Source organism: Streptomyces glaucus (assembly GCF_039533365.1).
GTDB classification, from domain to species: Bacteria; Actinomycetota; Actinomycetes; order Streptomycetales; family Streptomycetaceae; genus Streptomyces; species Streptomyces glaucus.
Genome location: NZ_BAAATK010000031.1, coordinates 69,874 through 75,873, shown reverse-complemented (window position 1 = coordinate 75,873; position 6,000 = coordinate 69,874). Strand labels below are relative to the sequence as shown.

General features: G+C 75.8%; 5 protein-coding genes. 2 read left to right on the top strand and 3 right to left on the bottom strand.

Annotation, left to right across the window (positions count from 1 at the left end):
- Positions 1–154 precede the first annotated feature (154 nt).
- On the top strand, positions 155–1,129 hold the full coding sequence (locus ABD363_RS22035; protein ID WP_344606245.1) for a TauD/TfdA dioxygenase family protein: 975 nt from the start codon (positions 155–157) through the stop codon (positions 1,127–1,129).
- A 2-nt stretch (positions 1,130–1,131) separates the two neighbouring features.
- Here ABD363_RS22035 and ABD363_RS22030 read toward each other — a convergent pair whose 3' ends face one another.
- The 3 genes from ABD363_RS22030 to ABD363_RS22020 all read right to left on the bottom strand — a co-directional run bounded on the left by ABD363_RS22030 (position 1,132) and on the right by ABD363_RS22020 (position 3,891).
- Positions 1,132–2,160 (bottom strand): LLM class flavin-dependent oxidoreductase, encoded by a 1,029-nt coding sequence (locus ABD363_RS22030; RefSeq protein WP_344606243.1) that lies wholly within the window; start codon positions 2,158–2,160, stop codon positions 1,132–1,134.
- Between the two features lie 187 nt (positions 2,161–2,347).
- Positions 2,348–3,103: a dienelactone hydrolase family protein gene (locus ABD363_RS22025; protein WP_344606241.1), complete on the bottom strand. Its 756-nt coding sequence runs from the start codon at positions 3,101–3,103 to the stop codon at positions 2,348–2,350.
- A gap of 167 nt (positions 3,104–3,270) precedes the next feature.
- A complete protein-coding gene (locus ABD363_RS22020; RefSeq protein ID WP_344606240.1) occupies positions 3,271–3,891 on the bottom strand; it encodes an L-threonylcarbamoyladenylate synthase in 621 nt (206 codons plus the stop codon).
- Between the two features lie 317 nt (positions 3,892–4,208).
- On the opposite strand from ABD363_RS22020, the gene ABD363_RS22015 reads away from it, so the two are divergent.
- Complete coding sequence (locus tag ABD363_RS22015) at positions 4,209–5,774, top strand: PucR family transcriptional regulator (protein WP_344606251.1); 1,566 nt, start codon at positions 4,209–4,211, stop codon at positions 5,772–5,774.
- Positions 5,775–6,000 lie beyond the last annotated feature (226 nt).

Below are 6,000 nucleotides of genomic sequence, written 5' to 3'. Positions count from 1 at the left end.
GCCGGGCGCGCGCCGCGGTCCCGCTCGGCCCCCGCGCCCGCCGCCCCGAGCGCGCGCCGCGCACCAGGCGCTGTCGCCACGCCGGGCGAACGCTGCCACGATCCTCCCGGGGCCGGTCCGGACGGGACCCGGCGTGGAGGACCAGGGAGTGCGCATGACGACGGACAGGGGCACCGCCCAGGAGACGGAGCAGCGCGGGGGGATCGAGGTGAAGCCGGCCGCCGGACACATCGGGGCCGAGATCACCGGCGTCGATCTGGCCGGCGACCTCGACGACGCCCAGGTCGCCGCGATCAGGGCGGCGGTGCTGCGCTGGAAGGTGGTGTTCTTCCGGGGGCAGCGGCTCGACCACGCCCGGCACGTGGCGTTCGCCCGCCGGTTCGGCGAACCGGTCGTCCTGCGGCGGCGCGGCAAGGCGTCACCGCCGGACGTGCCGGAGATCGAGACGACCGCGGACCGGCTGGAGCTGGGCGGCCGGTTCGGCATGGAGCACGACGAGTGGCTGCGGCGCCGTCGGCACACGCTGCTGCGCGGCTGGCACTGCGACCACGGCGCCCGGATCGACCCGCCCGCCGCGACGATCCTGCGCGCCGAGACCGTCCCGCCGTACGGCGGCGACACCACCTGGTCCAACCTGGCGGCCGCCTACGCCGGGCTGTCCGCCCCCCTCCGGGCCTTCGTCGACGGACTGCGCGCCGAACACCGGCTCGGCGTCGGCTACCAGCCCCGGCCGGGCGACGACGCCTACGTCCGCCACCTGCTGGAGCACCAGGTCGCCTCCGTGCACCCGCTGGTGCGCGTCCACCCGGAGACGGGGGAGCGCGTGCTGTACGTCAACGGCTACTACGTCGAGCAGATCACCGGTCTCTCCCGCGCCGAGAGCCGGGCCGTCCTCGACCTGCTGCTGGAGCAGGCGACCCGGCCCGAGTACACGGTCCGGTTCCGCTGGGAGCCGGGCAGCGTGGCCTTCTGGGACAACCGGGCCACCATCCACCTCGCCCCGAGCGACCACGCCCACCTCGACTCCCCCCGGATCATGCACCGGGTGATGCTCGCCGGGGACGTGCCGGCCGGGGTGGACGGCAGGCCCTCGGAGGCGATCACCGGCAGCGCCCCCGGCCGCTGGTGACGTCAGGCGGCGGGCCGCCGGCCCAGCGCCGGGCCCAGCTTCGTGGCCATGTCGGTGAGGATCTGCACGTAGTCCTCGTGCGCGAAGGTGAACGGCAGCGCGAACGCCACCTCGTCGACCTCGCGGAACGCGGCGTGCGCGTGCAGCCGCTCGGCGATCTCCGCGGAGGTCCCCACCAGGTCCGGCGCGAACAGCAGCCGCGCCGGGCCCTGGGGCGACGTCGTCCGGGCGGCGCGCCGGGCCGCGTACTCCGCGTACCGGGCGCGCTGGCCGGGCGTGGCGGAGTCGGTGGGGAGGACGACGAGACCCTGGGAGACACGGGCGGCCTCGCCGTCGGGGTGGTGGGCGCGGAAGGCGCGGATGTGGGACAGCTGGATCTCGGCGAAGTCCCACGGCCCGTCCGGGTCCTCCGCCCTGACGACGTTGCTCGTCAACAGGTTCATGCCGTGCTCGCCGGCCCACCGCGCCGACCGCAGGCTGCCGCCGCCGTACCACATGCGGCCGCCCAGGCCGGGGGAGTACGGCTGCACCCGGTCGGAGTAGACCTCGAAACCCTCGGCCCCGCTGAAGTCCGTCACCGGCTTGCCCCGCACGGCGTCCAGCAGCCGCTCCAGGCGGCCGTACCCCAGGTCCTCGGCGTCCGCCGTGCCCGGGTACAGGGCGTCCTTGACCCGGTCGTAGTGCATCGGCGGGCCCGCGCTGACGCCCGGGTTGAGACGGCCCCCGGACAGGACGTCGACGGTCGCCAGGTCCTCCGCCAGCCGCAGCGGGTTCTCCCACCCGAGCGGGGTGACCGCGATGCCGAGGTCGATGCGGCGGGTGCGCTGCGAGGCGGCCGCCAGCACGGCGACGGGGGAGGAGATGCCGTACTGCAGATGGCGGTGGCGCAGCCAGGCGCTGTCGAAGCCCAGGCGCTCGCCCAGCTCGATCAGTTCCAGCGTCGACTCGTGGCCCCGGCGCGGGTCCGCCTCGTCGAACAGGCCGATGGTCAGGAAACCCAGCTTGCGCAGCGGTCGTGGGATCGGCGGCACCCAGCCCCTCCAGCGTCGGTCGGTCGGGTCGTACAGCACTGCCAACCGATGCGCGTCCGGCGGTGTTCCCGCCCGCCCGTCCCTCGGGACGCGCGGCGCCGCGGACCGGTCCCGGCACCGGCGCCCGGCAGCGGCGGCGGCCCGGGCACCGGCACCGCGCCGGCGGGTCCCTCTCGGCAGGCCCGCTTCAGAAGGCCCGCTCCAGAAGGCCGAGCAGGGCCGCCCAGTGCCGCTCGTCCGCCTCCCGGTGGTACGCGGCGGTGTCGGCCTGGGTGAACCCGTGGTACGCGCCGGTGTAGACCTCGCAGCGGTGCCGGACGCCCGCCGCGGTCAGCGCCTCCTCCAGGCGCTCCATCTGCTCGGGCGGCATCGACGGATCCTGGTCGGCGTGCCCGAAGTACAGCTCGGCGGTGACGCGCCCGGCCACCAGGTGCGGGCTGTCCGGCGCGTCGGTCGCCAGCCCGCCGCCGTGGAAGCCGGCCGCCGCGGCGACCCGGTCCGGGTGGGTCCCGGCGGTCAGCAGGGCGAGCCGGGCGCCCATGCAGTAGCCGGTCAGCGCGACCGGTCCGCCGGCCGCGGCGGGGGAGTCCGCCAGCCAGCGCAGATAGGCGTCCGCGTCCCGCATCGCCCGATCGGCCGTCAGGGACCGCATGATCGGGCCGAGGCGCTCGAAGATCTCCGGACGCGCCCCGGGATCGATGAACTCGGGCAGCTCGGACACGGGCGCGCGCCCGTGCCGGTAGAACACGTTCGGCACGAGCACGGTGTAGCCGGCCCCGGCCAGCCGGTCGGCCATGGACCTCAGCTGCGGCCGCAGACCGAAGGCGTCCATGTAGAGCAGGACCGCCGGATGCGGCTTCCCGTCGTCCGGATGCGCCAGATACGCGTCGGCGGTGCCGTCCTCGGTGGGGATGTCGACCGCGGTTCCCTGGACGGAGGTCATGGCTCGGCTGCCTCTCTGTGGGTGTCGGCACGGGGCCCGCCCCGGAGGGGCGGACTGGATCATGGTCATCGTGACATGCCTGGTCACGGCCGTGTCGGCGGCCCCCCTGCCCTTGACCGCCCGCTGAACGGCCCTTGGCCGGGCCGTTGCCCGGACCGGGCGGGCCGTCACTCGAACGGGGAGGTGTCGCCCGCGCCCCGCCGTACGATCTCGGCCTCGCCGCCGGAGAAGTCGACGACCGTGGTCGGCTCGGTGCCGCAGTCCCCGGAGTCGACCACCGCGTCCAGCACGTGGTCGAGCCGGTCCTTGATCTCCCAGCCCTGGGTCATCGGCTCCTCCTCGCCGGGCAGCAGCAGGGTGCTGGACAGCAGCGGCTCACCCAGCTCGGCGAGCAGGGCCTGGGCCACGACGTGGTCGGGGATGCGCACGCCGACCGTCTTCTTCCTGGGGTGCTGCAACACGCGCGGCACCTCCCGCGTCGCGGGCAGGATGAAGGTGTAGCTGCCGGGCGTCGACGCCTTGATCGCCCGGAACACGTCGTTGTCGATCCGTACGAGCCGGCCGAGCTGCGCGAAGTCCTGGCACACCAGGGTGAAGTGGTGCCGGTCGTCCAGATGGCGGATCGTACGGATGCGGTCGAGGCCGTCACGGCTGCCCAGCCGGCAGCCCAGCGCGTAACAGGAGTCCGTCGGATACGCGATGAGCGCACCGGCGCGGACGCTGTCGGCGACCTGGGCGATGCTGCGCGGCTGCGGATTGTCGGGGTGCACGTCGAAGTACTTCGCCACCCGCCGAGCTTATGCCGCCCGCGCGGGAGAGCGGCGCAGGCCGGGCGGACGGCGTCGCCCGGAACCGGCACGCGCCGGGCGCGAGGAGCGCGGCAGAGCGGCCCGCGGACCGGCGCGCAGCCGGACGGCGGACGCGGCCCGGCGGCGGGAGCGGCCCGCGACCGCGCGGCCTCCGGCGCCTGCCCGTGAGGTAACGTCCCGGACCGGTGAGGGCTGTCAGCGGGACCCAGGGGAACCAGGAGAGACGAGGACGGGCCACGGCGCCGGGCCGAAGGGACGGGACACGGCGCGCGGGCGTGAGGGGAGGCGAGCCGGCGATGTGGGCCGAGGAACTGCTGGAGCACCTGCGGCCGGCCGGACGTGACCTCGGCCGGGTCGTCGCCTGGCTCGCGGACGCCACGCGGGCGGTGGCGACCCTGCAGGACGGTTCCGGCGCCGTCCTCGCCGGCCCGCGGATCCCGCTGGACGAGGACCTCGTCGCGGACATCACCGCCGGCCGGATCGCCTCCGCCGCGCGCCAGGACCGCGGCCGCCATCTGCGCCTGGTGCGCGTGGACCGCCCTCACGCGCCGCGGGCCGCCGTCCTGGCCGTGTCCCGCGACGCCCCGTTCGACCGGCACGCCTCCGAGATCCTCGCCCGCACCGCCCAGGTGGTCGAACTCCTGCTCGCCGCACACGAATCGACCGTGACCGGGCGCCGGCTGCGGCGGGCGACGTCCGACCTGCGGCTGGCCATCCTGCAACTGCTCATGGTGGAGGACACCGTCGCCGCGCGCCGTGTCGCCGCGGGACTGTGGCCGGGCCTGCTCGACACCGACACGGCGTGCGTCTACGTCGTCGAGAGCTCCCCCGAGGACCGCGACCGGCTCGCCGAGGAGTGCCTGGGCACCACCGAGGAGCGGGCCCTGGTCGTGCGCTGCCCCGCCATGGACGGCCACGTGATCGTCGTCACGCCCGAGGAGTCCACGGGCCGCGCACTGCGCTCCCTGGTCGCCCGGCGCCCGGACACCTTCCTCGGCGGCAGCACCCGGCAGAGCCTCGCCCGGACCGCCGCCGCGTACGGGCAGGCCGTCAGCGCCCTCGCCGTCGCGCGCTTCCGCCCCGACAAGGCGGCCGTGTACGCCGAGCGCACCCACCCCGAGCGTCTGATGGACCCGGCGGCGCTGCGCGACTGGGCGCGGCACCTGCTGCGCCCGCTCGACGAGCTGGCCCACCACACCCGTGCCGAACTGCTGGTCACCACCCGGCTCGGCCTGGAGTTCACCGCCGTCAGCACGGCGAAGGTGCTCGGCGTCAGCCGCAACACCGTCCGCGCCCGTATGGAACGCGTCGAAAGCCTGCTGCGCACCGACTTCGCCGACCTCACCGTGCGCGCCGTGGTCCATCTCGCCCTGAGCGCCCAGGCCGCCCTGCCGGAGGAACCGGCCGGAGCCGGGCAGCCGGATCCCGCCGGCGCCCCGGGCGCCCGTTTCGGGCAGCCGACCCCCTCCGGTCCCGCCGGCGCCGGAACCGGAGCCGGCGGGACCGGCCCCGCCCGGCTCGCCGGCCTGCTGGCCGGGCCCGCGCTGCGCACCTGGGCGCACGACCTGCTGGGCCGCCTGGACCAGGACGCCCGCGCCCTGCGCCGTACGCTGCGCACCTGGATCGCCGCCGGCGGCAACGCGGAACGGGCCGCGCAGGCCCTGGGCGTGCACGCCCAGACCGTGCGCGAGCACGTGCGCAGCGCGGAACCCGTCCTGGAACGCCAGCTGCTGGCCGGCGGCAGCGACCTGTACGAGGTCGTCCTCGCCCATCTGTCGGCCGGCGACCTCGACCAGCCCCTTCTGCCCGGAGCCGATCACCGGACGAAACCGGGCCATCCGGACGCGGTTGTGCACGGGTGAGTGCCGCGGGCCTTATAGCGGGCACCGGCACGATTCACAAGAGCCCCTGAGGAAACGTAAGTTCGACGGGCCGCCGGGCGCGACCGGAGCGGGGGACCGGTCGCGCCCGGCGGCCTTCGCGGTTCCGGCCCGGCGCACGGGTCCGCGCGGGCCGGCGGGTGCCGGGCGGGGCCGTCCCGGCCGTCCGCTCCCGGCGGTGTGCCCCGGCGGACGGCGGGTACCCGTC